This window comes from Croceimicrobium sp. (assembly GCF_965228705.1).
Lineage (GTDB): Bacteria > Bacteroidota > Bacteroidia > Flavobacteriales > Schleiferiaceae > Croceimicrobium.
Window position 1 is genome coordinate 1,905,433 of sequence record NZ_OZ245832.1, and the last position, 25,051, is coordinate 1,930,483.

The window sequence follows — 25,051 nt, forward strand, 5'->3', positions numbered from 1 at the left end:
ATGTATGTAAGTGTAACTTCTTTTCTGGTAAAAAGTCCCTGGGCCAATTTGTTTTTTCAAATGCATGCCATGACTTCCTTTATGCAAGCTCGAAAGTCAAAAGGCATTCTCAAAAGCGAAACTTTCTCACCTTTCCGCCGAGTATACAGTACCCTAACGCATTGGGAAAGCAAAGAAGATATGATTCGGTTTAGGAATTCCGGCGCACATCTCAAAGCCATGAAAGCCAGTATTAAAATGGGGCATGGCATTACCACCGGCTGGGAAACCGATACCTATGTAAATCGTGAATATGCATTGGAACGATTACACTCTGAAAAAGGAAGCTTAATTTCGGAAAATGTCCCTAAAGGTAGATTGGCCGCTAGTCGCTCGAAAAGTATTTAATAAGGAAAACCTGATCGCCATTGTGGTGGTCGGGTGTTTTCCACCCATTATTGGAACCATAAGGGCCTTCAGCGGATTAGACCCCATTCCGGAAGGATACCAAATGGTGGATTTCGGGATTGGTTTCATCTATTCTTACATTGTAACGGCCACCTTATTTTATGGGTCAGCGGCCATTATTCATATCCTTAATCAAGTATTGCCCTGGAAAGGAAATGTCCGGAAAAGAATATTCCTGGAGATTATTTTTATACTGTCTTTTAGCAGTACGGCTCAGGGATTAATCTTATACCTTTTGGATGGCACTCCCCTGCTGTTTATTAAAACCGGGCTGGAGTTCAAGGACTATATCGAGAATATCCTCTTTAGCAATGCTATCACAATCATAGTTGTAATCTTAATGGAAGGGATTTATTTCTTTCGAAACTGGCGAGAAACGGTATTGGCTGCCGAACGGCTGATGAAAGAAAATGCTGAAAGTCAGTTGGCCAATCTCCGCTCTCAACTCGACCCACACTTCCTCTTCAACAGCTTAAATGTTCTGACAGGCCTAATTCGCCAGGACCCTAAGAAAGCCGAGACTTTTGTGGAAGACTTTGCACGTGTTTACCGACATATGCTGGAAGTAAACAACCGAATGGTAGTACCTTTAGAGGAAGAAATTGACTTTGCCAAACAATACCTCCGTTTACAGCAAATACGCTTTAAAGAAGGCTTAAAAGTAAATTGGGATTTGAAGGAAATGAATGCGGATAGCTACCTGCCCCCACTCTCCTTACAGGAATTAATTAGCAATGCCATTAAGCACAATGTGGTACATGAAAGTGAACCCCTAAAGTTAGAGATCGAGGTTGGCCCCAATTATCTTGAGGTTCGCAATAATTACAATTTGCGTAGTGATCAAAGAGGTAGTACAGGATTAGGATTGGAAAATATCCGGGAACGCTATCGCCTATTACAGCAGAAAGAACCGGAATTTAGTCGGAGAAATGGACATTTTATAGCCCGCTTGGCACTACTAGAAATCGAAGAATGAAGTATCTGATTATTGAAGATGAAAGCCTGGCTGCCGAGCGCTTGCAAGAGAAAATTGAGGATTTAAGACCTGATTGGCACTGTGTGGCTATTTATGGCACTTTAAAAGAACTGCAAGAAAATTTAGCTCATACGGATGCGGGCCTGGCTTTCGTTGACATTCATCTGGGTGATGGGTCGTCCTTTAAGGCTCTTGAAAGCCTTGACATTAAAATGCCTTTAATCTTTACTACAGCCTACGATCAATATGCCATCCGGGCTTTCAAGCTGAATAGCATCGATTATTTACTCAAGCCTATTCATGCTGATGATCTGAAAAAGGCCATTCTTAAATTCGAATCACAAAGTGTAGAGAATCCTCTAAACCCAGATTGGTCCAAAATCTTAAAAGAGCTAAAACCAAGCTATAAAGAACGCTTCTTAGTAGCTCATGGCGAAAAACTGAAAACTGTAAATAGTGCTGATATTGCCTATTTCCATGCCAGTGCTAAACACTGCTTTTTAGTAGATGCCGAAGGTCATGAATATCTAGTAGACCATAGCTTAAAAGAGCTATTGGAACAGTTAGACTCCCAGTATTTTTTTCAGATTAATAGACAGTACATTATTAATCTGGAATATCTGGATGAACTACTCAGCTATTCCAAATCCCGCTTAAAAGTAATTATGAAGCCAGCGCTCCCCGAAGAAGGAATAGTGAGCGCTGAACGCAGCGCTCGCTTTAAAGCCTGGCTACAGGGTGAATCTAGGAAATAACCAAAGATTCCAATCGACTGGCAATCGCCTCAGCCTCAGCTGATTTCAATGCGCTCTTCGCGCGATCCACGAAAAAAAGGCTGTAGGCCTCTTTCTTGAGCTTCCCGTACTGCCTTTGCAGCAACTCGAGCTCAGATTTTTTGTTAAACAATCCTTCCATCCCTATATCTTTTTCTTAAATAACGGTAAAGTTTTATGAAAGTTTAATGTACAGGTAATGGTTTTTTTTCACAGGCTGTTTATAAGTGTTACAAATGGGAGAAATATTGATTTAAACAGACGCTTTGCGTCCCGGTTTCGGACTCAAAAAAAATTCACGACCGGAATACCCGTCTTTTTCAATATTTTAAGACCTAGAAAATTTGATAGTGGAATTTACAGGCTTTCTATTCGGTCTGCCAAAGCCTCAGCCTCTGCTCTTAACTTATCACTTTCTGCTCTGTTAATAGTCGATAATCGATGCGACTCCTTCAGCATTTTACGATACTGCTCCTGAAGTTTTTCCTTTGCTGTCTTTTTCTTGAAAATCCCAAACATCTTTTTGTTTTGGATAAGAACCCCCAAAAGCCTTGTAGGGTTCAAGAAAACATAAGAATTAACTAAGGCCTAATAATTCTTTCAATTCTGAAAAACCATTGCGACTTACCGGAATACGAGCTCCATCTTTTAGCAAGGCCAAATGATCATTCTTTCCATAAGGATCTAATCGGTCTATCTTCTCCACATTCACCATATGCGATCGATGCACGCGCATGAATAAGGGTTGAGGTAATAGTTTTTCGTAGTGGCTTAAAGTCTTCTTCTTCGCATAGGTGCCTTTCTCGGAGACGATTTGCACGTAGTCACCATCGGCCTCAATGCGAATTAAATCGGGATAAGGGATAATTCGAATCCGAGCACCATCCTTTACCACCAGACGATCGCGTGGCCCATGATCGCGGTCCTTCTGCAATGCGGCTATCGCCTCCTGCATGTGCTTAGGTTGGGCCTGAAACTTGGCAATGGCCTGGGCAAAACGTTCTTCTGAAAAAGGCTTAAGCAGGTAATCAACGGCATTAGCCTCAAAGGCTTTTATAGCATATTGATCAAAGGCAGTCGTGAAAATAATAGCGGGCGGATCTTCCAGCAATTCCAATAATTCAAAGCCCGTAAGCTTTGGCATCTGAATATCTAAAAAGACCAAATCCGGTTTCTCCTGTTGTATATGTTTCATAGCGGCGAATCCATCCAGGCAGCGCTCTTGCACCACAAAATCAGGAAAGGCCTCTAAATATTCCTGGACCAAATCTGCCGCCAGGGGCTCATCATCAACTATCAGTACTTTGTACATGGCTTTGAGGTATGCTTAGACGAGCAATGTACAGGCCATTCTCTCGCCGGGTTTCCAATAAATCGGTTCGTCCGTAGATAAGGTACAATCTGCGTTGGATAGAGCTCAAACCAAATCCGGTTCCCCCTTGAGTTGAGCTGCCCTCCTCAAATGGATTGCGCACTTCAATATTGAGACTCTTCCCTTGCACTTTGCAAGACAGGCTAATTACCAAATCTTCAGTGGTGCCATATAATCCATATTTGATGGCATTTTCAATTAGCGGCTGGATGAGTAAGGAAGGTAATTTAGCCTCCAGGCATTCCTCCTGAATTGTTCGCTCAACCTTCAGGCGATGTCCAAAACGAACCTGCTCCAAATCGAGGTATAAGCTCAAGTGATTGATTTCCTCCTCTAAACTCAATAAATCCTTGTCCTCTCTTTTCAAGGTACCTCGTAAAAACTCACTTAATTTTTGAGTCATCTGACGAGCGTCCTTGGGTCGGGATCCAATTAATGAATTAATAGAATTTAAAGCATTGAATAAAAAGTGCGGCTGTATTTGCTGACGGAGCTTAAACAACTCCGCTTCCTTAGACATACGTTCAATTTCCTGCTTTCGCATTTCCTGGGCATTGCGCTCATCCAGGCGATACCATAAAAAGGAAAAACCGATTGCCGCTGCCAGTAAAAGATAGGCTACGGTTATTCGAAAGGGAAAGGTTTCGAGCATCCAATCCTGATAATCAAGGCCCACCAAACGCATAAAAATCCAGTCTCCTAATTCCACCCAAAAAGCTACCAAAACAAGGGGCAGAAAAAAGATGATCAGGAATTGATAATTAGGTGGCTGATAAAAGCTAAAGGTATTAATCAGGCCGAAGCCGATTAGCCCCAATAAAGCCCAGTGGATGAAGGCATCGATAAAAGCAATTTCCACAGCGAGATCCTTGGCCCAAACCATAAAAGAAACCTGTACTCCCATCAGCAGTACTAATACCCCGAGGAAATACAGGTAATTGTGTGATTTGAGCAGTGGGTTCCTGGCCATTGCTACAAGATACGGATCTTAGTAATTTACAATCTCCAGACCACCAAAGACCACAGTACCGGTAAGATACAGGACCTTGTTGTCGGGCATTACCTCGATAGCAGAATGACGCTTATCATCTACCCCGCCAAAAATGCTGGTTACCTCTGGACGCACCTCCCAGTTTTTGGGAACGAAGAGCTTGGCTCCCCCGAAAAGCACGGTCATTTCCAGATTTGCAGTACCCTCAAAATCGGCATTCATCAAATTGAGCTCGGTACCCCCAAAAATGGTAACCACTTCACCTCCGGCAAAAGACTTGCTATTAATGCTGCGCTTCACCCCATTAAAAATGGCTACCGAATCGAGTTTATCCGCTTCATTGCCACTAAAGTTATCCACCTTAGCTGCGCGAAAGCGCGATTGAAAGATGATGATCAAGCCAATGCTAATCACTAAGAGCGGCCAGAAATAATACCAGATATTAAAATCGAAGTAGAAGATATCGTCCAATAACAGCAGTCCACCTAAACCTATTAAAATGTAAGAGGATGGATTGCGAAATTTATTGTCGATTCCAACCGCCACACCAATACCAATCAAGAGCATTTCAAAACTCCAGATCCATTCCGGGATATAGATGTTCATTTTCCGGAGGAACATGATTACGCCAATCACCAGAATGGCGACTCCGACGTAAATAGACTTGTTTCGATTGTGTCGTGACATGATAGCTTCTTTAAAATTGTTGTTTTCGTTCTTATGTTTTAGTGGTACTAAAGTAGAATGAATGTCGCATCCGCCGAAAGGCCTATAGCCCTGAAGTAGGGAGAAAGGCGGTGAATGGGGGAAATAGGGAGATGAGGTTTGATTTCCGAATCGAATTGCAAATTCGATCCAGGAATTGAAGTTTTACTTGAATTGCAAATTCAAGCCAGTTAAAGCCAGTTAATTATATACTGGATCGAATTTGCAATTCGATCCAGAACTTTGTTTCATAAAAAAAGGCCACCCTAAGGCAGCCTTTTCTGTAGCTATAGTTTTACTTACCAGGCTTTGGCAGCCTCGATAATATGTTGAGCCATTTCGGTCCCGATACGGTCTTGTGCCTCTAAGGTGGCTGCACCAATATGGGGAGTTAAGGAGGTATAAGGGCTCATTAAAACGGCCATGGCTGGAGTAGGTTCGTTTACAAACACGTCCAAACCGGCATATTTCAATTTACCGCTTTCCAATGCTTCCAGGAGGGCTTCTTCATCCACCACACCCCCACGGGCAGTGTTGATGATTCCGGCATTGTCCTTCATCTTCTCGATCTCAGCCTTTCCGATTATTGCTTTACCCGCACCTGCAATATGAAGGGTAATAAAATCCGAAGCTGCTAATACCGCATCCATGCTTTCAGACTTTATCGTAAAGTTTAAAGACTGGCCGTCGAAGAACTCCAACTTAATGTCGGCAGACTCTACAAAAGGATCAACTGCTTTCACCTGCATTCCATAGCCTAAAGCAATTTTGGCTACTTCCTGACCAATACGTCCAAAACCGATGATCCCCAGGGTTTTTCCTTGCAATTCGGTTCCGGCACCATAGTTCTTCTTTAAGGCCTTAAAATTGGTTTCGCCTTCAAGTGGCATTTTTTGGTTCGCATCAAATACAAAACGCACCATTCCACTTAAGTGTGCGAATACCAATTCGGCTACAGAGCGACTACTGGCGGCCGGTGTATTTTGCACGATCATGCCTTGTTCGCGAGCGTAATCCACATCAATATTATCCATACCTACACCACCACGACCAATAAACTTCAAATTGCCTTTGGTGGCATCAATAAGGTCTTTACGCACTTTGGTAGCCGAACGCACCAGCAGTACGTCCACGCCATTTTCATTAATGTGCTCTGCTAATCGCTCCTGAGCAACCTTAGTGGTATCTACATCGAAACCGGCGGCTTTCAGGGCTTCTTCACCACTTTTAGAAATTCCGTCGTTCGCTAAAATCTTAACCATAATTCTTATTTCTTTTCGAATTCTTGCATTACATCTACCAGAACCTGCACACTCTCCAATGGAAGGGCATTGTACATAGAGGCACGATATCCACCTACTGAGCGGTGACCGTTTAAGCCGTTAATTCCGGCGGCCTTCCACATCTCATCAAATAAAGCGGTATCTACCCCTTCATGTGCTAAGAAGCAGGCATTCATGTTTGAACGATCTTCTTTTTCGGCCGTACCGTAGAACTTAGAGTTGCGATCAATTTCATTGTAAAGCAAATCGGCTTTAGCCTGATTGATCTTCTCCATTTCAGCTACACCGCCAATACCCTTTAACCAACGCAGGGTAAGCATAGACACATAAACGGAAAATACAGGAGGAGTATTAAACATCGATTCTTTGTCGATGTGAATCTGATAATCGAGGTAAGCAGGAATATCACGTCCGGTTTTACCTAAGATTTCGTCTTTAACGATTACCACGGTAGCTCCGGCTGGCCCCATATTTTTTTGGGCTCCGGCATAAATCATATCGAAATCAGCCACATTAATCTGGCGACTGAAAATATCGGATGACATATCACATACATTCAATCCTTCCGCTTTCGGAAAATCCTTAATCTGGGTTCCGAAAATGGTGTTATTGGAAGTAGTGTGGAAATAATCCACATCGCTGGGAATGCTAAATCCTTTAGGGATGTAGTTGAAGTTCTTGTCTTTGGAAGAAGCTACTTCTACCACTTCACCTAAGCGCTTGGCCTCTTTCAAAGCTTTAGAGCTCCAGGTCCCTGTGTTTAGATAAGCGGCTTTTCCACCTTCGGCCTTCATCAGGTTAAAGGGGGTCATTACAAATTGCAAGGACGCTCCACCTTGTACGAAAATCACCGAGTACCCTTCCGGAACTCCAAGTAATTCTTTAACCAAGGCTACGGCCTCATCCATCACGGCCACCACGTTCTTACTGCGGTGACTGATTTCGATCAGAGAGAGGTCGAGATTATCGAAATTGAGAACTGAATTAGCGGCTTCTTGTAATACTTCAGAAGGAAGAATACAGGGCCCGGCAGAAAAATTGTGCTTCTTCATTGAGAGCGGTTTGATTCGTTATCGCCGCAAAAGTAGCACTATTCACCAAAGCCCTTTTTAAGTACCGGTTAATTTTAAGGGTATAGATAAAATGTCTTCCTCCCCTCCTGTTTTTACTGGCTTCTAGCCTTGCATGCCTTTCGGCGGATGGGTGAGCATTTCCAGATTTTCAGTGATCTTTTCCAAGGGCCAATCCCACCACTGTAAGTCCAGTAAATACTCAATTTGGGAGGCTTCAAAACGCTTCCGAATTTCTTTAGCCGGGTTTCCGCCTACTATACTGTAGGGCGCCACATCTTTGGTCACCACCGATTTGGATCCGATTATCGCTCCATCGCCAATCTTCACCCCAGGCATTAGGGTAACATCATATCCGATCCACACATCATTGCCAATGACGGTATCACCTTTATAAGGATAAGTCTTGCCTTCCATGGCGCCGGCCCAATCGCCTCCCATGATGGCAAAAGGATAGGTAGATATGGAATCCTGCAAATGATTGGCTCCGTTCATTATGAAGGTCACCCCGGAGGCAATCTGACAAAATTTCCCAATGATGAGTTTATCACCAATGAAATCGAAGTGATACTTCACATTCTTCTCAAAATTGTGCACATCTTCAAAATCATCGTAATAGGTAAAATCCCCAACAATGATATTGGGATTGCTGATCACATTGTTTAAAAAACAAAGGCGTTCATAATGGGCTAAAGGAAATTTTTGGCGTGGATCAGGAGCAGACATTCGTTTGGTTTTAGTGTTTCAAAACTAGAATTTCCTACACTCATTTTTGTACTTTACACACATCAATTCATATCCCATGAAGTCATCCTTTAAAGATTATATAACCATTGACCCCAATAAACGATTTGGGAAAGCTATACTAAAAGGGACGCGAATAAGTGTTGGAGATGTTCTTCAATGGTTAAGCATGGGAATGACTACCGATGAAATTCAAGCAGACTTCCCCGAATTAAATCTGGAAATGATTCAGGCCTGCTTAAGTTTTGCTGCCAGTAAAGAGGGACAAATTGGTCTTGCACACTAAATGCTGCTTTTCGATCAAAATATTTCTCGAAAAATTTTAAAACTTCTAGAGGGAAGATTTCCGAACTCCGCTCATGTGACCGAATTAGGCTTGGTCAATGCTACAGATCGAGAAATTTGGGAATTCGCAAAATATCATCAATTCACCATTGTGAGCTTTGATGTCAATTTTTACAATTACTCTATTATTTGGGGGACCACCTCCAAAAATAATTTGGATTAGAACATTCAATCAGAGGACAACCTATTTAGCTGAATTACTTCGAAGCTACGATGATCAAATTTTTAATTTCATCAATAGCGAAGAACTAGAATGCCTTGAAATAAAGGAATAATTGGCAAGCTATTACTCCCGCTTAGGCAAATCCGTTGGCAAACTGGGTGGTTTTATTTCAATCACCTGACCAGTATTGAAACTCACCCCACTTTTAAGATGCCACCAACCATCTTCCCAATACAGGGCATCGTAACTAAAATCCGGACCATAAACCTGGTAAAAACCTTTCATCTTGGGCTCAGGTGGACCCAAATGATCCATGATGACCATTTCCGCATTTTCATTCCAGCGCACGGTAGCGGAGTATTTGGCATTATAGGTTAAAACCAAACGCAATGGTGGTTTTCGCAATGTTTTATCCATCCATTCATCCACCTTAAAATTGCGAGATCCAAAACTTATTTTCCCCCTTTTTCCAACTTCAATAATTTCAATCACCTTACGATTTAGCTCCTTACCCATAGCTAATCCCAAAAGCAGGTACTTTTCCTTCTCCCCTTTCATCGGTCGAATAGCATAATAAATAGCCCCTGGCCATTCTTCCGGCTTACAGCGATCAAATTGTAATTCAGGAATCTTTTCCAACTGGTCCACCAGGAGGGTGACCTTGGTTTCACCTTTAAACTCCCCCGCCACTATACCATAGCGCTGGTACACTCCTTCTGCATCCGGACGTTGCCAGGTGTAAATAGCAAAACGTTTATCCGGACTTTCCAATCGCAACATATTCGTAAGTTGCGGTAAAGGCTTCAGATAATTTCCCTCTACCGATAAAAAGGATTGTAGTCCATTTAAGAATTTCTGATTGGCACTGTCCCGTTCCGCAAAAATGGGTGACTCCAGAGTAATGCGCCCCAGTTTAGCCAGCTCATCCAAGCTCAAGCTATCTTGAGCCTGTAACTGACCTAGGAATAAAAAAAGCCCTAAGAGAATGCATCTTCCCATGGGGCTTAAACGATCTTTTGTACAGACTAATTTCAATCGAGGTGCAGAAAATCCTTTTTCGACAATAATTCTTCCTCCGACTCAACATGGTCTTCATCGGGCACACAACAATCTACGGGACATACTTCAGCACATTGAGGTTCCTCATGAAAACCTACACATTCCGTACACTTATCGGTAACAATGTAAAACACATCATAGTCAATCGGCTCCTGAGCTTCGTCGGCATCATATTCGCCACCGCTTTTGGGCTTCACCATACCGCTCAATCCCGTACCATCAGAGAATCGCCATTCCTGGGCACCCTCATAAATGGCATTATTTGGACACTCCGGCTCACAGGCTCCGCAATTAATACACTCGTCCGTTATCTTGATAGCCATATTCTGTTCTTACTTTTGCCACAAATTTAATTACTAAATAGCGAAATGCTGTCATTAGAGCAAAGGATCGACGCCTTCGATAGATTAGGGCGATTTATATCACAATACCGTGAAGAAAGACAAGATGAAGATCTGCAAAAACTGAACAAACACTTCCTCAAGGAATACCGTGTTTGTATTAAGGATGCAGAACTGTTTAATCACTGGTTTAGTGAGGATAACCTTCATTTCGCCTTGCAATCCTGGTCGGAGGCTTTAAGCCGCGAACAGTTAGAAGCTTGGACCATCGACTATGAGCCCGATTTCTTTGAACATGATCGCGGTATCAAAACAGTGGCCATTATTATGGCTGGAAATATCCCTTTGGTAGGTTTCCACGATTTACTTTCGGTCTTAATTGCCGGACATAAAGCCTTAATCAAACCCAGCTCGGATGATGCCAAGCTGATTCCTTTCATCTGTCAAATTCTAGTAGCTATCAATGCAGAGTTTGCCGCCTATTTGCAATTAGCTGATGGTCAGATGAAAGATTTCGATGCAGTAATTGCAACCGGTAGTACTAATTCATCTCGTTATTTCGAATCTTACTTTGGTAAATACCCCAATATTATACGTAAGAACCGCTCTTCTCTAGCCATTCTTAGTGGCGAAGAAAGCAAAGAAGAATTAGAGCTTTTAGGCGAAGATATCTTCCGCTACTTTGGATTGGGCTGCCGCAATGTTTCTAAGGTTTATGTGCCTCTGAATTTTGAATTGCAAAAGCTCTTTGAAGCCTTTTATAAGTTTCAATCGGTTTGTGATAATAATAAGTATGCCAACAATTACGACTACAATCGGGCGATCTATCTAATGGAGCATCACGACTTTTTAGAGAATGGCTTCTTCATCATCAAGGAAAATGAAAGTCTCCATGCCCCCGTTTCAGTATTGCATTACGAACGTTATGAGGCAATAGATGATCTGAAAACCAAAATCGAGGCTCAAGCAGAGAACATCCAATGCATTGTAACCGAATTAGAAGCTTTCCCAAATTCAATTTCCTTCGGCGAAAGCCAAAAGCCCAAATTATGGGATTATGCGGATAATGTTGACAGCCTGGCTTTCCTTCGAAGCCTTTAGAAAAAAATTACCTTTGTGACCCTCACATCAATCCACATATGAAGCTCCTGCGGTTTTTGTTTAGCAAGACTTTTTTTGTAAACCTCATCATCATGGTACTGGTATCAGCCGGTCTAATTTGGCTGCTTAATTACAGTCTGGATCGCTATACTGAACATGGTATCAGCGTACAGGTACCCGACCTAAGTGGTTTGGCTTTAACGGAAGTGGAAACCAAATTGGAAGAAAAGAAACTCAGTTTCGCCATAATCGATTCTGCTGAGTATGATCCTGGCTTTCCCCGTGGATCAGTTATCAGCCAATATCCTGAAGCTGGCAGTCAGGTAAAAACCGGTCGAGAGTTAAAACTAACCATCAATCCATTCTACCCGCGTAAAGTAGAACTCCCAGATCTAATTGAAAAAACCAAGCGACGAGCCATTTACGATCTTGAGTCGAAAGGATTTAAGGTAGGTGAATTGAGATATCAGCCTTATATAGGTAAAGATGTGGTTATTGATGTGAAAATTGATGAACGCAGTTTGATGCCAGGCACCAAATTGAAAAAGGGAACTACCATCGATTTAGTCTTAGGTATGGGCTTAAGTGATGAATTGGTACGATCTCCATACCTGCGTTGGAAAAGCTTGGCAGAAGCAGAGGAATACTTGCAATTGCGCTCCTTAAATTTAGGATCCGTTATTTACGATGAAGAAATTACTGATTCGACTACTGCTTTGGTTTATCGGCAAAATCCGGCTCCTAGTAAAGAGCCTAATATTCGGATGGGACGTGAAATTGACATCTGGCTCACCAGTGATTACACTAAAATTGTGAACGACTCGTTAGAGTTCCAAAACCTTCACCTCCCGGATTCTCTTAGGAATGACACAACGCCACCACTTTAAATTACTCCCTCTTTTTGCTTTAAGTATTCTCTGTTTTGCCCTTCAGGCGCAACGTCGGGAATACCTTAGTGGATTAGGCGCTCGGCCTTTAAACCCGGAGCCTCTAGCCCTGCCCCAGGCAAAAAGCGAGGCCGTATTGAATTTGCCCTTTGTAGATGATTTTTCCTACGATTCCAATATTCCGGATCCCTCTAAATGGGAGGTTTCGGATGTGTGGGTTAACCAAACCTGGGCCATTAGCCCTATTAGTTTAGGGGTTGCCAGTTTTGATGGCCTAAACCGTTATGGTCGTCCTTTCTCCTATGTTGGAAATGATAGCGTAGGAGATATTTTAAGTTCTCAAACTATTGACCTCAGCAATCCAACCGATTCGGTTTACCTAAGTTTCTTTTATCAATCAGGTGGTTGGGGTGAAGCTCCTGCGGTAGGAGATGACTCTTTGGTATTACAATTCTGGCACAGTCCCAGTGCTAGCTGGCATTCCATTTGGCATAATGAAGCCTATCCAAATGATTATTGGATTCAAGTAATGCAAGCGGTAGATACGGCGTACCACTACAGTGATTTTCGTTTCCGTCTCTTGAGCTACGGCACAAAACACGGGGCACTAGACCTCTGGCATGTCGATTATGTTCAGTTGGATGACAGTCGTAATTATGACGATACCATTATAAATGATATTGCCTTTACTCGCCCTCACCCTTCCCTGATGATCAACTACGAAGCCATCCCCTGGTGGCACGTAAATGATGCCTTCAATATTGGCAGCTATTTCAAGCCGGATTTACGTCTCCACTATCGTCGGAACACCAATCCAAACCTACCTCGACCCAATCGTATTTTAGGCGAATTTAAAATCGAATACCAGGGCAGCATTATCGCCCAAAATGGAGCACCAGACGGTGACCTTGACGATACACATGGCGACAATGTAGAAGTACGCTACCCCGTTCCTGATACTGCCGATGTGGGCCGTCCCAGACTTAATTTCATCAACCCACCATATGCCGACGAGTTTGAACTGATTTCTACCCAAACCTACTCTGGTGGAAATGAAGTTTACGGTCCTAACGACACCATTGTTCGCAAACAGGTTTTCAAGAATTATTACGCTTATGATGATGGCAGTGCCGAGCGGGCATATGAAATTCGCAATAACCGCGGTGGCTTTATTGTACAACGTTATGATGTGCTGGTAAATGACACCTTAAAAGGTTTGCAGATCTACTTCCAGCCCGCGCTTTATGATTTGGAAACCCAGGAATTCAGCATCTTGTTATTGAGTAACAACTCTGGCTTACCCTCCAGCATCATTTACGAAACCGACAGTATTTATACAGCTCAATACTCGGATGCCAATTTTTACCAAAGCTATATGCTCGATACGGCCATTGCCGGTCCGGTAACCACAGGAACCGTATTCATTGGGATTCGCCAAAAGAATAGCGACCCTTTAAGCCTGGGTTATGATCAAAACAGTCGCAATCGAACTACAGCATTTTATGGGGAACTGAATGATATGTACCAAAGTTTTCTTGGTGGTACCATTATGATGCGCCCCATTTTCAGATATGCGCCACGTGACCTTTCGCAAAAAGAAGAATGGGCAAAAAATAAATTTCAGGTATATCCCAATCCAAGTGATGGAGCATTCCATTTTGAACTCCCCGCAGACCTGCGTGACTTAGAAGACTACCAATTAAGTCTATACAATTTACAAGGCCAATTATTGGCTCAAAAGGCGGTTGCTCCTAATTGGGATTTATCGCATCTACCTAGCGGCCTCTACCTGATTCGCCTCGCCGACAGCCAGGGAAAATCGCACTGGCAGCAAAAAATTCAGATTTACTAATGCGCGAAGAAGATCAGGCTCCCGAAGAGGAGAATGAAGAGCTCTATGAGCACCATCGGATTGTTGCCGATGCCGGACAAAAGCCTCTTAGGGTTGATAAATTTTTAGGGAATTTATTAGCCAATACCTCACGAAATAAAATCCAGCAAGCTGCGGCAGCAGGTAATATTCGGGTAAACGACCAAAAGGTAAAAAGTAATTATAAGGTTAAACCCGAAGATGTGGTTCAGGTGGTATTAAGCTACCCTCCTCGGGAAGTTGAACTAGTACCTCAAGATATTCCAATTCCTATTGTTCATCAGGATAAAGATGTAATTGTGGTGCATAAGCCACCCGGCATGGTGGTTCATCCCGGCTATGGCAATTACGATGGCACTTTGGTTAATGCGCTGCTCTATCAATTTCAAAATCTCCCTGGCTTAAACCAGGAACGCCCCGGTTTAGTGCATCGTCTCGATCGTGACACCAGCGGCATTATGGTGATCGCGGCCAATGAACATGCCATGGCCCATTTGGCCAATCAGTTTTTCGAAAGAACAACCGAGAGAACCTACTGGGCTGTAGTTTGGGGCAATGTGGAGGAAGAGTCTGGAACTATTATTGGCAATATCGGCCGTAGCCCTAAAAATCGTAAGATTTATCAAGTCTACCCTGACGGAGATCAGGGAAAGCATGCGGTTACTCATTACCGAGTGCTGGAACGCCTGGGATATGTTACCTTAGTAGAGTGCAAATTGGAGACGGGTAGAACCCATCAAATCCGGGTGCACATGAAGTATATTGGTCATACTCTGTTTAATGACAAAGAATACGGCGGCGATAAAATCTTAAAAGGCACCACTTTCACGAAGTACAAGCAATTTGTAGAAAACTGCTTTGATATTTGTCCTCGCCAGGCATTGCACGCCAAAACCCTCGGCTTTGAACATCCCAAAAGCGGTGAGCGTTTATCTTTTGATTCGGAGTTGCCAGATGACATGAAAGCGTTGGTCGAAAAATGGCGTAATTACAGTCACTTTAAAGGCCAGTAAATAATCTTAACTTCGTTGAAAATGAAGAGGATGAATCGCAAGTGGTTTACATTAGCCTTAATCACGGGAGCTGTCCTGATGGTTTCCCGATGTAAAGATGATCCGGATACCAGTGGACCAATTAGTTATGGTACACCGTATACCTTACAGGTTCCCTCGGGATTTCCTCAAGCGAATACTCCAGCCGACAATCCTATGACCGTAGAAGGCATTCGCTTAGGTCGGTTCCTCTTTTACGAAAAGGCCCTTTCAGATGATCAAAGTATTTCCTGCGCATCTTGTCATATGCAGGAACGCGCTTTCACTGATGCTACCCCCACTTCTGTAGGTACCCGAGGCATTTTTGGGCGCCGTAAAGCGATGCCTCTTTTCAACTTAGCTTTCCACGATAATTTCTTTTGGGATGGTCGTGTAGTAACATTAGAAGAGCAGTCATTACACCCCATTCGTGATAGCATTGAAATGGACAATGACCTTTCTACGGTTATTCAACGTTTAAGCGCCAATCCCCTTTATCCGCCCATGTTTAAGGCAGCTTTTGGCAGCGAAAAGATTACAGAAGATCGCATTGCCAGGTCTATTGCTCAATTCGAACGAACCCTTATTTCGGCGAATTCAAAATTTGACCGGGTAATCCGCTTAAAAACCGGTGAAACTTTTACCGCCCTTGAGCAGAGAGGTTATGATCTTTTCACTTCAGACTTCGACCCTAGCGGGGGTTTTGGTGGTGATTGTTTCCATTGCCATGGCGAAAGAGAAACGCGCTATTTATTCGGCGCCTTTGGTCGTGATTTACAGTTCGTAAATAATGGTTTAAAAGCAGTTTATACGGATGAAGGTCGGGCTGAAGTAACTGGCGACCCAGCAGATGTAGGTAAGTTTAAAGTACCTAGTGTACGGAATGTTGAATTCTCCTTCCCTTATATGCACGACGGTAGCATTCCCAATCTGGATAGCTTGATTGGTTTCTACAATTTCGGCGGACACAAACACGTGAATATCGATCCGAATATGAAAGCAGCCGGTATCGGTAGAAACTGGAGTTTAGGGCAAAAGCAAGCTTTAGCCGCCTTCTTGCGTACCCTTACCGATTATGAGTTCTTAGAGGACACGGCCTTTAGCAACCCACACGTGCAGTAGAAAGCTTAGGCTTTTAAATAAACTACCTTTTTGGTTTCGAAAAACTCCTCCTCGAAATGTTTGACTAGAGGATATTGCTTGGCCCGAGGATAATCTGCGAGCTCTTCACTCAGATCACCACCTTTAAGGTAAAGAATGCCATTTGCCATGGATCCGGCTTCATTACCTTTTCGAAGTTTGCCTCGGGTCCAGGCCATAAATCGGGGCATCTGGGTTACTGCTCTGGAAATTATGAAGTCATAGCTACCTTTCACCTTTTCCGCTCGAGCTTGTTCTGCTCTTACATTTTGTAGTCCTAAGGCTTGAGCCACCTCATCCACAACTTTAATCTTTTTGGCAATACTGTCTACCAAATGAAATTGAGCTTCGGGATACAAGATCGCCAAAGGAATACCCGGAAATCCACCTCCGGTACCAATGTCTAGTACTTGAGCACCATCTTTGAAACGGCAAATTTTGGCTATGCCCAAAGAGTGTAAGACATGTCTTTCATAAAAGTGATCGGTATCCTTACGAGAAATCACATTTATTTTGGCATTCCAATCGTCATATAGCGCTTGCAACTGTTCGAATTGCTTGTACTGCGCTTCACTCAGAGCGGGAAAATACTTGCGGATCAATTCCATATTACCATTTGCTAGGGGCACCCCAAATCAAGTTGCGAAGGTGCAACAAAGTAGTGGCTATCGCCCAAAACATTTCAAAAAAAGGCCAGAGCCAGGCTTGTGCTTTATGCTGAATTAAATCCCTATGGATTTTGCCAGGATAGGCCGAAAACAGCCAGCGCCCAATAAAAACTGCCAATACAAGGGTAGTGTTCAAGTGCCAAAATGCAATGGGTAATAACAGGGCAAATAGCAGTTGGAGGAAGCCTTCCAGGGCTAAACTAAAACGCACACCTTTTTCATAGCGCCAGGCAGTGGAATAATGCCTACCCTTTTGGCGCCACCACTGTTTTAAATTGGCGGGGGCCGGCGAATAAGTAAAAGAGCGCTGCGGACTCATGCACACCACTTTTAATCCATCCGCCATTTCACGCAAGGTTAAATCATCGTCACCGGAAAGCAAATCCTGATGTTTATTAAGGGCTTGTACCGCTTGCATTGATGATTTCCGATAGGCCAAATTTCTTCCCACCCCCATATAAGCTTTACCCATGGAGGCATAAGACCAATAACGGAGGGCTGTATTCACGGTTTCATAATCACTTAGCCAAGCGGTAAAACCTTCGCCTTGGAGCGGGCCATAGCCCAATACGACATCATTCTTTTTAAGGCGTAGACCAATCTCTTTCAACCAATGTTTGCTGGCCGGTTTACAATCGGCATCGCAAAATGCCAGCGCATCGTTTTGAGCCGCGATAATTCCTCTTTGCAAGGCAGCCTTTTTCCCCGACGCACCGCCATCACTAGCATTCACCAATTTTAAAAAGGGATAGCGTTCTTGGGCCTCTTGCACTAATGCAGCCCCATTATCCGTACTATGATCATCCACCATGATAACTTCATAATCGGGATAATCCTGCTCACACCATTCCGATAGCAAGCGTTTAAGATTTACCGCTTCATTCCGAAAACAAATAATTAAGCTCAATGGAGCTAAGTCGGGATCTAAAGGAATGGTGACTTTCTGCTTTATAATCTTTCTCAAGCGATAATATCTCCGCCCATGCCAGAGCCAAAGAACCAAAGCAGCAAGCAGCCAACTGTAGGAAAGTACATTAAGAAGCAGTTTCATGATGCAGCAAATTAATGATTTTCAGCAGGTTTCAGAATTCAATTTCAGCTAGCCTCAAGCCTGCTAATTAACGTATTTTTGCCGGATGCAATTTCGCTTGGAACATCAGGATCCCGAATCAAAAGCGCGTAGCGGGACCATCCAAACCGCGCATGGAGAAATTCAAACTCCGATATTCATGCCAGTGGGAACCGTTGCTTCGGTTAAAGCTGTGCATCAAAGAGAATTGGCCGAGGATATCAAGGCCCAAATCATCTTGGGAAATACCTACCACTTGTATTTACGCCCGGGTACGGATATTCTCAATCGGGCAGGCGGTTTACACCAGTTTATGAACTGGCAAAAACCCATCCTCACCGATAGTGGAGGCTATCAGGTATACAGCCTCGCCAATAATCGCAAGATTACTGAAGAAGGTGTGGCTTTCAAATCCCATATTGATGGATCCCGACATTTCTTCAGCCCTGAGAAATCCATGGAAATCCAAAGACATATTGGGGCCGACATTATCATGGCCTTTGATGAATGTCCACCCTACCCCAGCACCTACCAGTATGCTCGCGAATCGATGGACATGACCCATCGCTGGTTACAGCGCTGCAGTGAATGGCTAAAGGAAAATGATCCTCTCTACGGTTTCGAGCAAAGCCTCTTCCCCATTGTTCAGGGGAGCACCTATAAGGATTTGCGAATTAAGAGTGCCGAGACAATTGCCGAATTCGGTGCCGATGGTAATGCCATTGGGGGCCTCTCTGTGGGTGAACCTGCGGAAGAAATGTATGCCATGAGTGAAATTGTTTGCGATGTTTTACCTCAGGACAAAGCCCGTTATTTAATGGGAGTAGGTACTCCTGCAAACATTCTCGAAAATATTGCCCTGGGAGTAGACATGTTCGATTGTGTAATGCCTACGCGCAATGGTCGCAATGGAATGATCTTTACCAGTGAAGGGATCATTAATATCAAGAATAAAAAGTGGGAAGACGACTTCGGGCCCCTGGACCCTAATGGCCCCACTTTTGTAGATAGCCAGTATTCGAAAGCTTATTTACGTCACCTTTTTGCCGCCAATGAATATTTGGGTCGACAAATTGCCAGTGTACACAATTTAGGCTTCTATTTATGGTTAACTGGTGAAGCCCGAAAACAAATTGAGGCCGGTACTTTTGCCAGTTGGAAAAACATAATGGTCGAAAAACTGCAACGTCGCTTGTGAAGATTTTTAAAATCATAGATCGCTATATCATTGGGAAATTCCTGGGCACCTTCTTTTTAACCATTGCCCTGATTTTAGCCATTGCCATTGTTTTTGATATTTCCGAAAAAATCGATGATTTCATAACCCGCGGTGCGAGTACCCGTGAAATTATCATCGACTACTATTTGAACTTCGTCGTGTTCTATGGCAATCTCTTCTCTTCGATGATTGTATTTATCGCCACGATTTTCTTCACCTCGCGGATGACCGCTAATACTGAGATCGTAGCCATTTTAACTGGTGGAGTAAGCTTTAGGCGAATGATGTTCCCCTACTTTGTTTCCGCCACCATTATTGCTCTTATCAGCTTCTTTCTCTCTCACTTTGTGATCCCTTATACTAATGTTAGTCGCCTGGAATTTCAGCACTCTTATATCGACAAAAAGGAAGATGAGCGCTTTAGAAATATCCATCGGCAGATTAAACCAGGACATATCATATACTTCGAAAACTACAATACCAAACGCTTCTCGGGTTATCACTTTACCTATGAGATTATCGAAGAAGGTAAATTGGTTTCGAAGTTAAAGGCCGAGTTTATTCGACTGGATACCGCCACCAATGAATGGGTGCTGGATCATTACGATTTACGCACCATAGATGAGGAGGGTAAAGAGCATCTGGAGCAAGGACTAAAACTTCGGCGCGAATTTGATTTTGAAGCGATGGACATCGTCCCGCGCCTGTATACGGTAGAAATGATGAACACCCCGGAACTCAATGATTTCATTGAGGCTGAACGTATCCGAGGTTCGGAAAATATCAATCACTACCTCATCCAAAAATACCAGCGAACTTCCTGGCCCTTTGCCACCTATATCCTGGTACTCATAGGTGTGAGTATCTCCTCACGAAAAACGCGAGGAGGCTTAGGACTAAATGTAGCCATCGGATTGGTGCTCTGCGTAACCTATATCTTTTTTATGCAGATTTCGACCACTTTTGCAACGGTCGGAAGCATGAGTCCACTCTTGGCTGTATGGACACCCAACATATTATTTGCAGGGATTGCGGCCTATCTCTATTACATCGCACCTAAGTAAAAGCCTTAGCTACATGGCTTTAGCTGCACCCTCATTTTCTACCTCGCTTTTAAATTAGGGGCTGGGATACTAAAGCTTTGGCTCAGTCTCTTTTTTCTTCATCTTTGCATCTTCATTAAGAGGGAGTACATATGGATTATTTGGACTTTGAAAAGCCTATAAAAGATATCCTCGATCAAATCGAAAAGGTCCGCGCTTTAGAAAGCGAGTCTGAAGTAGATATGTCTGATAAGATCAAGGAACTCGAAAAGAAACTCGATAAAAGCCGCAAGGATATTTATAAAAACCTCACTGCTTGGCAGGTGGTACAATTATCTCGTCACCCCCAAAGGCCTTATACTTTGGCCTATATTCAAGGGATGACAGATGGACATTTCATCGAACTACACGGTGACCGCAATGTAAAAGACGATAAGGCCATGGTTGGTGGCTGGGGTCTACTTGATGAAGAGCCGGTAATGTTTATCGGGCAGCAAAAAGGGGTAAATACCAAAATGCGTCAGTATCGCAATTTCGGTATGGCTAATCCCGAAGGCTATCGCAAGGCTCTACGCCTGATGAAGATGGCGGAGAAATTTAACCGCCCGGTGGTAACTTTAATCGACACCCCGGGAGCCTTTCCCGGATTGGAAGCAGAGGAACGCGGCCAAGGAGAGGCGATTGCTCGCAATATCTATGAGATGTCGAAGCTTAAGGTGCCCATTATCTGTGTGATTATTGGGGAAGGTGCATCCGGTGGAGCCTTAGGTATTGGAGTAGGTGATCAGGTTTTGATGTTGGAAAACACCTGGTATTCGGTGATTTCTCCTGAAAACTGTTCGACTATTCTTTGGCGTTCATGGGATTATAAGGAGCAAGCTGCCGAAGCCTTAAAATTAACGGCTAAGGATATGTTTGGCAATAAGCTTATCGATGGGATCATTAAAGAACCTATGGGTGGAGCTCATACGAATCCAACCGAGATGTTCGGAATTTTGAAAGAAGAATTACTGAGCCACATTTCCAAATTAAAGAATACAGAGCCCGACAAACTCATCGCCAAGCGAATGGCGAAGTTTGAGCGCATGGGCGTTACTAAATAAGAAAAAGCCGCTTCTTAATCGAAGTGGCTTTTTTGTTTCCACCTTAAGGGATTCATCGAAGTAAATAAAATTGCGATAGAGGCCTTGCACATTCCAAAAGTTTATTCAACTTTGTAACGCAAAGTACTTTCCCATGGATCAGAAAGAACATATTGAAGCCCTCAAAGACATCCGTCAGATGATGCAGCGCTCAGTGCGCTTTCTCTCCTTAAGTGGTTTGTCTGGAATTTTTGCCGGTATCTATGCTTTGGCGGCAGCCTATTTGGCCTACCTGAAATTAGAATCAGGTGCCGGTAGAACGGATGCCCGCGGTACTTTGATCTATTTAATGGCATTGGCATTGGGCTGTTTAATCCTGGCCATTGGTACTGCCTTTTTCTTTACCCGTAAAAATGCTCGTAAAAAGGGTTTAAAGCTTTGGGATGAATCCGCTCGCTTAGCTTTCATCAATCTTAGTATTCCCCTTGCCACCGGAGGACTTTTTGCCATCGCTTTGATACGTGCCGGTGCAATTGGCTTTGTAGCACCTGCCACTTTGGTATTTTACGGATTGGCCTTAATTAATGCCAGTCGCCATACCTTTCCTATGATTCGCCAACTGGGAATCCTTGAAATTATTTTGGGTTTGATTGCCGCCTTTGTGTGGGGCCACGGACTCTTGTTCTGGGCCATAGGCTTTGGCCTATTGCATATTGTGTACGGACTTTTCATGTACTTCAAGTTTGAGCGGGCATGAAAGAATGGGTCCATCAGCTTAATAAAGCTTTTGAAAACCGAGTGCGCCTGGGCATTATGTCGGTCTTAATGGTGAATGAAGCGGTGAGCTTTAACCGTTTGAAAGAACTGTTGGGTGTAACCGACGGAAATTTAGCCAGCCACCTGCGCGCACTCGAAAAGTTAGACTATGTTGAAATGAAGAAAACCTTTCTCGATCGTAAATCGCATACCACCTATGATGTATCCATTCTTGGCCGCAAAGCCTTTACTGAACATTTGAATGCTTTGGAAAGCCTCTTGAAGCCTTGATCTATTTTTTTACCCATTCACTTTGAAATTCAAAGTACTTTTAAAACAAGAAAAATGAAAACTAAAATTCGCCCTTACCTCACCTGGAGCCTGGCAATTAGTGCCGCCTTTCTTTTTGATGATGTTAGCTATGGATTAAACGCCAGCCTTTTTAGTAGCCTTTCGGTTCTGGCTCTTCTCTTTCTATACTCTGAAATCCCCTTAAAAAGAAAGGCACTAGCTATTCTACCTCATTTATGTATCGCATTATACCTGAGCCTGTACCCGCAAGCACTAAGTGTCTTTTTCTGGTACCTGAGCTATCTGCTGATGTGGAGCATGGCTGCTGTGTCAAATAGCAGTCTGCTCCTTCCTTTTCAAGGAATCCTCTCTATGGTGGCCAGTCCTTTTAAGCATTGGGCTCCTAAGCCCAGCCCTCCACAGTCCGAAAGCCTGCAAGAGCAGGAAGTGAAGCAAGTTCAAAATAACAATCGCTGGGCCGCTATAATTCTTGTTAGTATTATCGTTGTTGTTTTCGCTTTCCTTTATGCCTTAAGCAATCCCCTATTCAGCAAGGTGTTGGACGGTATTCAATGGCCAGAGTTTGAAGGCGATTTAGTTTGGAGTAGCCTGGGAATCTACCTTTTGCTCTATGGCCTGATTCGCTTTTATCGAATGAAAGCTTTAGAGCGCATCAATGAACTACCAGAAAATCTTACTTCAGCGGATTACCCCAGAGATCATCCCGAGTTTCCCATCGCCAAATGGAGCTTAATCATTGTCTCTGGAATGCTGGTCATTATGAACCTAAGCGACTTAGTAGTCATCTTCAGCGGAAAACTACCCAGTGGTATGAGCTATTCGGAATATGTTCACCAGGGTTTTTACTCTTTAATCTTCTCTATGGCTCTCGCTCTTGGGCTGATGGTGATCTTTTTTAGAGGAGCCCTGAATTTTCATGATCAAGTACATCGCATTCGTAAAATCGCTCAATTTTGGATTATCCAAAACCTGGCGCTGGCTTTGATTACCGCCTATAAAAACATGCTTTATGTAGAAGTCTATGGACTTACCTATAAACGTATCGGAGTTTTTGCCTGTCTCTTGGCCGTAAGTTTAGGTTTGGTCTTGATGATTCGTAAAATCAAACATGCGCGTAGCAATTGGTATTTCTTTAATCGCTTAAGTGTATTAGGTTATGCTCTGGTCATGATCTACGCCCTAATCCCTTATGATCTTTGTATCACCCGTTATAATCTGCGCTATGCTCAGGCCAAAGACCTCTATTACATCCAAAGCCTAGCCCGTCCAGATTTGGTGGAATTAGAAAACTATATACAAAAGATGCCGGAAGGATCGGAAGAGTACCGCTATACCCGAGATTTTCTGGAGAGAATGAAAAACTCAGTTCAGCAAAAGAAGCATCTTAAGAGCTGGCGGGATTGGAATTGCTATCGAAACTATGTTTTTAGTGCTTTCGAGAGGGAAGTACAATAACTCGATGAGCTACTAAAAAAAGCCATAGCTGATGCAAGAGCCACCATGCTTGACTAACTAAAAACAAACGCCAAATGGTGGACCACCATGTTTCTGGCCAGCTGTGAAAATAGCCATAAGTATAAGGAACCTGCAGCGAAGGATAAAATAGGGCTAACACATAGTAGAAAAACAGCAAGGAACTTAAAAAGTGGAAAATGGAAAGAACTAAGGCGACCATTGTGTGACTGAGCCTATAATAAAAACTATACAAAATACTAATGCCTGTTGTCCACAACAGGACATGGGATAATTGAATATTGAAAAGTTGACCTTCATTTTCAAATTCAAATCCATTACCCGTAAGTACAAAACTCAGGACAAAACAAACAAAGGCAAAGACGGCCCAAAGTAAAACTGGGACATGTCTTTTATCATCTATAGTCTTCACAAATGAATTATTCCTTTATACATCGCACATAATGCCCAGCATAATTAGGACTGGTCTTACCCAACTCTAATTGCATGCTACCAAAATTCTGTTTGATACTCCAAACGATTTGCAAATTGGGCGTTGCGGCAGGAGTACTGCGGGTCCACCAACGGGCCAGGGTACCCTCACCCACAAATTGCACCAAATTGGAAGAGCCAAAAACGACCAGCTCCCCTGCCGGTAAAGCACCAAAGCCATATTGATCCTGGCGTTCCGTAAATGCATAGTGCTTGTGCAACCAGGCGCCATCGCCATCCTTTTGGTTGCCTTTGCTACGCAGGGTATAGGCCAACTGGGGATCACTTTGTTGCAATTTAGTTAAGTCCTGAAGTACCGGAAGACGCCATCCCTCCGGAGCCAGGGGTCTGCGATCGGCCACTGCAAACTGATTGTAGATACAGCCGTAGCGGGCCCCTTCTTTAGGATCGAAATTATAATAGGTATAAGCAGGGCGTTTATTCTCGATAGCCTTAATCCACTCTTCCTGGTTCCAACAATACTTCAAAGGGTCTCCATTGCGAAAGGAAGTGACCACCAGGTTTTTATTCATCCAAACCTGACTGCCTATACTTACCTCCTGATATTGAGATGGAGCCTTCGCCCCGCTTAAAAACAATAGGCAGAAGGCATTGAATATTAGTTTCTTCATAAGCAAAATTGCCTCCTAAAATAATCAA

Annotated in this window: 30 protein-coding genes; 17 read left to right on the forward strand and 13 right to left on the reverse strand. The window is 43.4% G+C overall.

Annotated elements, in window-relative coordinates; genetic code table 11:
• Genes ACO05P_RS08660 through ACO05P_RS08670 form a run of 3 tightly spaced genes read left to right on the forward strand, consistent with a single transcriptional unit; the run spans position 1 to position 2,178 of the window.
• Positions 1 to 387 (forward strand): monooxygenase family protein, encoded by a 387-nt coding sequence (locus ACO05P_RS08660; protein WP_421754852.1) that lies wholly within the window; start codon positions 1 to 3, stop codon positions 385 to 387.
• Positions 341 to 1,423 (forward strand): sensor histidine kinase, encoded by a 1,083-nt coding sequence (locus ACO05P_RS08665; RefSeq protein WP_421754853.1) that lies wholly within the window; start codon positions 341 to 343, stop codon positions 1,421 to 1,423. The genes ACO05P_RS08660 and ACO05P_RS08665 overlap by 47 nt, the downstream gene beginning before the upstream one ends.
• A complete protein-coding gene (locus ACO05P_RS08670) occupies positions 1,420 to 2,178 on the forward strand; it encodes a LytR/AlgR family response regulator transcription factor (protein ID WP_421754854.1) in 759 nt (252 codons plus the stop codon). The genes ACO05P_RS08665 and ACO05P_RS08670 overlap by 4 nt, the downstream gene beginning before the upstream one ends.
• On the opposite strand, the gene ACO05P_RS08675 is transcribed toward ACO05P_RS08670, so the two are convergent.
• The 8 genes from ACO05P_RS08675 to ACO05P_RS08710 all read right to left on the reverse strand — a co-directional run bounded on the left by ACO05P_RS08675 (position 2,168) and on the right by ACO05P_RS08710 (position 8,343).
• Positions 2,168 to 2,338, reverse strand: a complete 171-nt coding sequence (locus ACO05P_RS08675) for a Lacal_2735 family protein (RefSeq protein ID WP_421754855.1) — start codon at positions 2,336 to 2,338, stop codon at positions 2,168 to 2,170. The genes ACO05P_RS08670 and ACO05P_RS08675 overlap by 11 nt on opposite strands.
• Positions 2,339 to 2,553: 215 nt before the next feature.
• Positions 2,554 to 2,715, reverse strand: coding sequence for a Lacal_2735 family protein (locus ACO05P_RS08680; protein ID WP_421754857.1), 162 nt, complete (start codon positions 2,713 to 2,715; stop codon positions 2,554 to 2,556).
• 58 nt (positions 2,716 to 2,773) lie between these two features.
• Positions 2,774 to 3,508 carry a LytR/AlgR family response regulator transcription factor gene (locus ACO05P_RS08685; RefSeq protein ID WP_421754858.1) on the reverse strand — a complete coding sequence of 245 codons (735 nt, stop codon included), beginning with the start codon at positions 3,506 to 3,508 and terminating at the stop codon, positions 2,774 to 2,776.
• Positions 3,486 to 4,538 (reverse strand): sensor histidine kinase, encoded by a 1,053-nt coding sequence (locus ACO05P_RS08690; RefSeq protein ID WP_421754860.1) that lies wholly within the window; start codon positions 4,536 to 4,538, stop codon positions 3,486 to 3,488. Before ACO05P_RS08690 ends, ACO05P_RS08685 begins: the two co-directional genes overlap by 23 nt.
• Positions 4,539 to 4,556: 18 nt before the next feature.
• The gene (locus ACO05P_RS08695) at positions 4,557 to 5,246 is read right to left on the reverse strand and encodes a LiaF transmembrane domain-containing protein (RefSeq protein WP_421754861.1); all 690 of its coding nucleotides are present in this window, start codon (positions 5,244 to 5,246) and stop codon (positions 4,557 to 4,559) included.
• A gap of 317 nt (positions 5,247 to 5,563) precedes the next feature.
• Positions 5,564 to 6,526 (reverse strand): D-2-hydroxyacid dehydrogenase, encoded by a 963-nt coding sequence (locus ACO05P_RS08700; protein WP_421750200.1) that lies wholly within the window; start codon positions 6,524 to 6,526, stop codon positions 5,564 to 5,566.
• A gap of 5 nt (positions 6,527 to 6,531) precedes the next feature.
• Positions 6,532 to 7,599 (reverse strand): 3-phosphoserine/phosphohydroxythreonine transaminase, encoded by a 1,068-nt coding sequence (serC, locus tag ACO05P_RS08705; RefSeq protein ID WP_421750201.1) that lies wholly within the window; start codon positions 7,597 to 7,599, stop codon positions 6,532 to 6,534.
• Between the two features lie 123 nt (positions 7,600 to 7,722).
• On the reverse strand, positions 7,723 to 8,343 hold the full coding sequence (locus ACO05P_RS08710; protein WP_421750203.1) for a CatB-related O-acetyltransferase: 621 nt from the start codon (positions 8,341 to 8,343) through the stop codon (positions 7,723 to 7,725).
• Between the two features lie 76 nt (positions 8,344 to 8,419).
• Here ACO05P_RS08710 and ACO05P_RS08715 point away from each other — a divergent pair, with 76 nt between their 5' ends.
• The 3 genes from ACO05P_RS08715 to ACO05P_RS08725 are packed head-to-tail and all read left to right on the forward strand — an operon-like array spanning position 8,420 to position 8,981.
• Positions 8,420 to 8,647 (forward strand): DUF433 domain-containing protein, encoded by a 228-nt coding sequence (locus ACO05P_RS08715; RefSeq protein ID WP_421750204.1) that lies wholly within the window; start codon positions 8,420 to 8,422, stop codon positions 8,645 to 8,647.
• Positions 8,648 to 8,869: a DUF5615 family PIN-like protein gene (locus ACO05P_RS08720; protein ID WP_421750206.1), complete on the forward strand. Its 222-nt coding sequence runs from the start codon at positions 8,648 to 8,650 to the stop codon at positions 8,867 to 8,869.
• Entirely contained in the window at positions 8,808 to 8,981 is a 174-nt protein-coding gene (locus ACO05P_RS08725) for a DUF5615 family PIN-like protein (RefSeq protein ID WP_421750208.1), read from the forward strand. The genes ACO05P_RS08720 and ACO05P_RS08725 overlap by 62 nt, the downstream gene beginning before the upstream one ends.
• A gap of 11 nt (positions 8,982 to 8,992) precedes the next feature.
• Here ACO05P_RS08725 and ACO05P_RS08730 read toward each other — a convergent pair whose 3' ends face one another.
• Together ACO05P_RS08730 and ACO05P_RS08735 are read right to left on the reverse strand one after the other, a co-directional pair.
• The gene (locus ACO05P_RS08730; protein WP_421750209.1) at positions 8,993 to 9,868 is read right to left on the reverse strand and encodes a hypothetical protein; all 876 of its coding nucleotides are present in this window, start codon (positions 9,866 to 9,868) and stop codon (positions 8,993 to 8,995) included.
• A 32-nt stretch (positions 9,869 to 9,900) separates the two neighbouring features.
• Entirely contained in the window at positions 9,901 to 10,251 is a 351-nt protein-coding gene (locus ACO05P_RS08735; RefSeq protein WP_421750210.1) for a 4Fe-4S binding protein, read from the reverse strand.
• Between the two features lie 45 nt (positions 10,252 to 10,296).
• Between ACO05P_RS08735 and ACO05P_RS08740 the strand changes: the two genes are divergently transcribed.
• From ACO05P_RS08740 to ACO05P_RS08760, 5 genes are all read left to right on the forward strand, one after another.
• Positions 10,297 to 11,370: an acyl-CoA reductase gene (locus ACO05P_RS08740; protein WP_421750212.1), complete on the forward strand. Its 1,074-nt coding sequence runs from the start codon at positions 10,297 to 10,299 to the stop codon at positions 11,368 to 11,370.
• Positions 11,371 to 11,462: 92 nt separating this feature from the next.
• Complete coding sequence (locus ACO05P_RS08745) at positions 11,463 to 12,257, forward strand: PASTA domain-containing protein (protein ID WP_421750213.1); 795 nt, start codon at positions 11,463 to 11,465, stop codon at positions 12,255 to 12,257.
• On the forward strand, positions 12,235 to 14,109 hold the full coding sequence (locus tag ACO05P_RS08750; RefSeq protein ID WP_421750214.1) for a T9SS type A sorting domain-containing protein: 1,875 nt from the start codon (positions 12,235 to 12,237) through the stop codon (positions 14,107 to 14,109). The genes ACO05P_RS08745 and ACO05P_RS08750 overlap by 23 nt, the downstream gene beginning before the upstream one ends.
• Complete coding sequence (locus ACO05P_RS08755; RefSeq protein ID WP_421750216.1) at positions 14,109 to 15,140, forward strand: RluA family pseudouridine synthase; 1,032 nt, start codon at positions 14,109 to 14,111, stop codon at positions 15,138 to 15,140. Before ACO05P_RS08750 ends, ACO05P_RS08755 begins: the two co-directional genes overlap by 1 nt.
• Before the next feature lie 30 nt (positions 15,141 to 15,170).
• Positions 15,171 to 16,280, forward strand: coding sequence for a cytochrome-c peroxidase (locus ACO05P_RS08760; protein WP_421750217.1), 1,110 nt, complete (start codon positions 15,171 to 15,173; stop codon positions 16,278 to 16,280).
• Positions 16,281 to 16,285: 5 nt separating this feature from the next.
• Here ACO05P_RS08760 and rsmG read toward each other — a convergent pair whose 3' ends face one another.
• Both rsmG and ACO05P_RS08770 read right to left on the reverse strand, forming a co-directional pair.
• A complete protein-coding gene (gene rsmG / locus ACO05P_RS08765) occupies positions 16,286 to 16,906 on the reverse strand; it encodes a 16S rRNA (guanine(527)-N(7))-methyltransferase RsmG (protein ID WP_421750218.1) in 621 nt (206 codons plus the stop codon).
• Position 16,907: 1 nt separating this feature from the next.
• The gene (locus tag ACO05P_RS08770) at positions 16,908 to 18,017 is read right to left on the reverse strand and encodes a glycosyltransferase (protein WP_421750219.1); all 1,110 of its coding nucleotides are present in this window, start codon (positions 18,015 to 18,017) and stop codon (positions 16,908 to 16,910) included.
• An 85-nt stretch (positions 18,018 to 18,102) separates the two neighbouring features.
• On the opposite strand from ACO05P_RS08770, the gene tgt reads away from it, so the two are divergent.
• From tgt to ACO05P_RS08800, 6 genes are all read left to right on the forward strand, one after another.
• Positions 18,103 to 19,233 (forward strand): tRNA guanosine(34) transglycosylase Tgt, encoded by a 1,131-nt coding sequence (tgt, locus tag ACO05P_RS08775; protein WP_421750220.1) that lies wholly within the window; start codon positions 18,103 to 18,105, stop codon positions 19,231 to 19,233.
• Positions 19,230 to 20,318 carry an LptF/LptG family permease gene (locus ACO05P_RS08780; RefSeq protein WP_421750221.1) on the forward strand — a complete coding sequence of 363 codons (1,089 nt, stop codon included), beginning with the start codon at positions 19,230 to 19,232 and terminating at the stop codon, positions 20,316 to 20,318. The genes tgt and ACO05P_RS08780 overlap by 4 nt, the downstream gene beginning before the upstream one ends.
• A gap of 131 nt (positions 20,319 to 20,449) precedes the next feature.
• Positions 20,450 to 21,400 (forward strand): acetyl-CoA carboxylase carboxyltransferase subunit alpha, encoded by a 951-nt coding sequence (locus ACO05P_RS08785; RefSeq protein ID WP_421750222.1) that lies wholly within the window; start codon positions 20,450 to 20,452, stop codon positions 21,398 to 21,400.
• 133 nt (positions 21,401 to 21,533) lie between these two features.
• Positions 21,534 to 22,136, forward strand: a complete 603-nt coding sequence (locus tag ACO05P_RS08790) for a hypothetical protein (RefSeq protein WP_421750223.1) — start codon at positions 21,534 to 21,536, stop codon at positions 22,134 to 22,136.
• Positions 22,133 to 22,426, forward strand: coding sequence for a winged helix-turn-helix domain-containing protein (locus tag ACO05P_RS08795; RefSeq protein ID WP_421750224.1), 294 nt, complete (start codon positions 22,133 to 22,135; stop codon positions 22,424 to 22,426). Before ACO05P_RS08790 ends, ACO05P_RS08795 begins: the two co-directional genes overlap by 4 nt.
• Positions 22,427 to 22,480: 54 nt before the next feature.
• The gene (locus tag ACO05P_RS08800; protein WP_421750225.1) at positions 22,481 to 23,902 is read left to right on the forward strand and encodes a DUF4173 domain-containing protein; all 1,422 of its coding nucleotides are present in this window, start codon (positions 22,481 to 22,483) and stop codon (positions 23,900 to 23,902) included.
• A 437-nt stretch (positions 23,903 to 24,339) separates the two neighbouring features.
• Here the strand turns inward: ACO05P_RS08800 and ACO05P_RS08805 are convergent, their stop codons facing one another.
• Entirely contained in the window at positions 24,340 to 25,023 is a 684-nt protein-coding gene (locus ACO05P_RS08805) for an FISUMP domain-containing protein (RefSeq protein ID WP_421750226.1), read from the reverse strand.
• Between the last annotated feature and the right edge of the window lie 28 nt (positions 25,024 to 25,051).

Coding starts and splice junctions, on each gene's coding strand:
- ACO05P_RS08700 (WP_421750200.1), bottom strand. CDS start 6,526: ATGGTTAAGATTTTAGCGAACGACGGAATTTCTAAAAGTGGTGAAGAA.
- rsmG (WP_421750218.1), bottom strand. CDS start 16,906: ATGGAATTGATCCGCAAGTATTTTCCCGCTCTGAGTGAAGCGCAGTAC.
- ACO05P_RS08760 (WP_421750217.1), top strand. CDS start 15,171: ATGAATCGCAAGTGGTTTACATTAGCCTTAATCACGGGAGCTGTCCTG.
- ACO05P_RS08735 (WP_421750210.1), bottom strand. CDS start 10,251: ATGGCTATCAAGATAACGGACGAGTGTATTAATTGCGGAGCCTGTGAG.
- ACO05P_RS08680 (WP_421754857.1), bottom strand. CDS start 2,715: ATGTTTGGGATTTTCAAGAAAAAGACAGCAAAGGAAAAACTTCAGGAG.
- ACO05P_RS08790 (WP_421750223.1), top strand. CDS start 21,534: ATGGATCAGAAAGAACATATTGAAGCCCTCAAAGACATCCGTCAGATG.
- ACO05P_RS08660 (WP_421754852.1), top strand. CDS start 1: ATGTATGTAAGTGTAACTTCTTTTCTGGTAAAAAGTCCCTGGGCCAAT.
- ACO05P_RS08750 (WP_421750214.1), top strand. CDS start 12,235: ATGACACAACGCCACCACTTTAAATTACTCCCTCTTTTTGCTTTAAGT.
- ACO05P_RS08740 (WP_421750212.1), top strand. CDS start 10,297: ATGCTGTCATTAGAGCAAAGGATCGACGCCTTCGATAGATTAGGGCGA.
- ACO05P_RS08770 (WP_421750219.1), bottom strand. CDS start 18,017: ATGAAACTGCTTCTTAATGTACTTTCCTACAGTTGGCTGCTTGCTGCT.
- ACO05P_RS08690 (WP_421754860.1), bottom strand. CDS start 4,538: ATGGCCAGGAACCCACTGCTCAAATCACACAATTACCTGTATTTCCTC.
- ACO05P_RS08795 (WP_421750224.1), top strand. CDS start 22,133: ATGAAAGAATGGGTCCATCAGCTTAATAAAGCTTTTGAAAACCGAGTG.
- ACO05P_RS08675 (WP_421754855.1), bottom strand. CDS start 2,338: ATGGAAGGATTGTTTAACAAAAAATCTGAGCTCGAGTTGCTGCAAAGG.
- ACO05P_RS08715 (WP_421750204.1), top strand. CDS start 8,420: ATGAAGTCATCCTTTAAAGATTATATAACCATTGACCCCAATAAACGA.
- ACO05P_RS08730 (WP_421750209.1), bottom strand. CDS start 9,868: ATGGGAAGATGCATTCTCTTAGGGCTTTTTTTATTCCTAGGTCAGTTA.
- ACO05P_RS08800 (WP_421750225.1), top strand. CDS start 22,481: ATGAAAACTAAAATTCGCCCTTACCTCACCTGGAGCCTGGCAATTAGT.
- ACO05P_RS08685 (WP_421754858.1), bottom strand. CDS start 3,508: ATGTACAAAGTACTGATAGTTGATGATGAGCCCCTGGCGGCAGATTTG.
- ACO05P_RS08725 (WP_421750208.1), top strand. CDS start 8,808: ATGTCAATTTTTACAATTACTCTATTATTTGGGGGACCACCTCCAAAA.
- ACO05P_RS08695 (WP_421754861.1), bottom strand. CDS start 5,246: ATGTCACGACACAATCGAAACAAGTCTATTTACGTCGGAGTCGCCATT.
- ACO05P_RS08745 (WP_421750213.1), top strand. CDS start 11,463: ATGGTACTGGTATCAGCCGGTCTAATTTGGCTGCTTAATTACAGTCTG.
- ACO05P_RS08720 (WP_421750206.1), top strand. CDS start 8,648: ATGCTGCTTTTCGATCAAAATATTTCTCGAAAAATTTTAAAACTTCTA.
- ACO05P_RS08805 (WP_421750226.1), bottom strand. CDS start 25,023: ATGAAGAAACTAATATTCAATGCCTTCTGCCTATTGTTTTTAAGCGGG.
- ACO05P_RS08710 (WP_421750203.1), bottom strand. CDS start 8,343: ATGTCTGCTCCTGATCCACGCCAAAAATTTCCTTTAGCCCATTATGAA.
- ACO05P_RS08665 (WP_421754853.1), top strand. CDS start 341: ATGTCCCTAAAGGTAGATTGGCCGCTAGTCGCTCGAAAAGTATTTAAT.
- ACO05P_RS08785 (WP_421750222.1), top strand. CDS start 20,450: ATGGATTATTTGGACTTTGAAAAGCCTATAAAAGATATCCTCGATCAA.
- ACO05P_RS08755 (WP_421750216.1), top strand. CDS start 14,109: ATGCGCGAAGAAGATCAGGCTCCCGAAGAGGAGAATGAAGAGCTCTAT.
- serC (WP_421750201.1), bottom strand. CDS start 7,599: ATGAAGAAGCACAATTTTTCTGCCGGGCCCTGTATTCTTCCTTCTGAA.
- ACO05P_RS08670 (WP_421754854.1), top strand. CDS start 1,420: ATGAAGTATCTGATTATTGAAGATGAAAGCCTGGCTGCCGAGCGCTTG.
- tgt (WP_421750220.1), top strand. CDS start 18,103: ATGCAATTTCGCTTGGAACATCAGGATCCCGAATCAAAAGCGCGTAGC.